Consider the following 1537-nt stretch of genomic DNA (forward strand, 5'->3'; position numbering starts at 1 on the left):
AGACACTGGAAAACGCGACGAGCATCGAGAAGAGGGCGGGATATTCATACGGATAGATGGCGTGCGCGTGTCCCAGGACCTGAACCCATACCGTCGGGCTTAGTACCGTGAGAATGACGGCCGCAGCGAGTCCAAGCGAGCCGCCCCACACCGCGCCGCGCGTGGTCAAGCCGCGCCAGTAGATCGAAAGAAGCAGCACGGGAAAGTTCGAGCTCGCCGCGATCGAAAAGGTAAGGCTGACAATGAAGGCGATGTTCTGCTTTTCAAACGCTATCCCGAGCAGGATAGCGAGTACGCCCAGCACCAGCGTGGTCATCCGCGAGACGCGCATTTCCTCGCGATCGGTAGCCGTGCCTCGGCGAAGGACGTTCGCATACAGGTCGTGGGATATAGCAGATGATCCCGCGAGTGTCAGGCCGGCGACCACCGCCAGGATGGTCGAGAAGGCGACCGCGCAGATGAAGCCCAGGAAGATATTCCCGCCGACGGCATGCGCAAGGTGGATTGCGACCATGTTGACCCCCCCCACCACCGAGCCGGACGCGGTGCGATACTGCGGATCGGTTGCCACGAGCGCAATGGTCCCGAAGCCGATAATAATAATGAGCGCATAGCCGATTCCGACGATGCCCGTCGCGTACAAGATGCTCTTTCGCGCGGCCTTGACGTCGCCGACCGTGAAGAAGCGCATGAGGATGTGAGGCAGGCCGGCCGTGCCGAAAATCAACGCCAGCCCCAGCGAAATTGCTGAAACCGGGTCCGAAACGAGACCGCCCGGACTCATGATCGCGGCGTGCCTGGGATGCACAAGGATGGCCTGCGAGAACAGCGCGTCGAGACTGAAGCCAAATCGGCTGAGCACCATGAATGCCATGAACGCGGCTCCCGAAAGCAGCAGGATGGCCTTGATGATCTGGATCCAGGTCGTAGCAAGCATGCCGCCAAAGAACACGTACACAACCATCAGGACGCCGACAATCACGACGGCAGCGGTGTAGTTGAACCCGAACAGCAACTCGACGAGCTTACCCGCACCCACCATCTGCGACACGAGATACAGCAGGACGATCACGATCGAGCTGGACGCGGCGAACGCGCGAATTGGACGCTGTCGCAACCGGTACGAAACGACATCGGCGAGCGTGTAGCGCCCGAGGTTGCGCAATGGCTCGGCAATGAGGAACAGGATGATGGGCCAACTGGCGAGAAAGCCGATCGAATAGATCAAGCCGTCGTAACCGCTTGTGAACACCAGGGCCGAGATGCCCAGCAAGGACGCGGCGGACATGTAGTCGCCCGCGATCGCCCAGCCGTTCTGGAAGCCCGTGATTTTTCCGCCCGCTGCGTAATGGTCCGAGACGCTGTGGTTTTTTCGGGAAGCCCAGCGAGTGATGAAGAGTGTCGAAGCGACGAACACAAGAAACATGCCGATCGCGATTGGGTTGTGGCCTTGCGCAACGCCGGGGGGTGCAGATGCACATGCCGGAAGCGCGGTAAGCAGCAAAGCCGCGGATAGACCGAGCCGTTTCATTTCAGT

General features: G+C 60.3%; 1 protein-coding gene. It reads right to left on the reverse strand.

Going from position 1 to position 1537, the window contains the following annotated elements; translation table 11 throughout:
* On the reverse strand, positions 1-1531 hold a 1531-nt coding region (gene actP, locus WCA53_RS11045), incomplete at its 3' end, for a cation/acetate symporter ActP (RefSeq protein ID WP_423909194.1).
* Positions 1532-1537 lie beyond the last annotated feature (6 nt).

Origin of the sequence: Caballeronia sp. (genome assembly GCF_049581465.1) — a bacterium.
Lineage (GTDB): Bacteria > Pseudomonadota > Gammaproteobacteria > Burkholderiales > Burkholderiaceae > Caballeronia.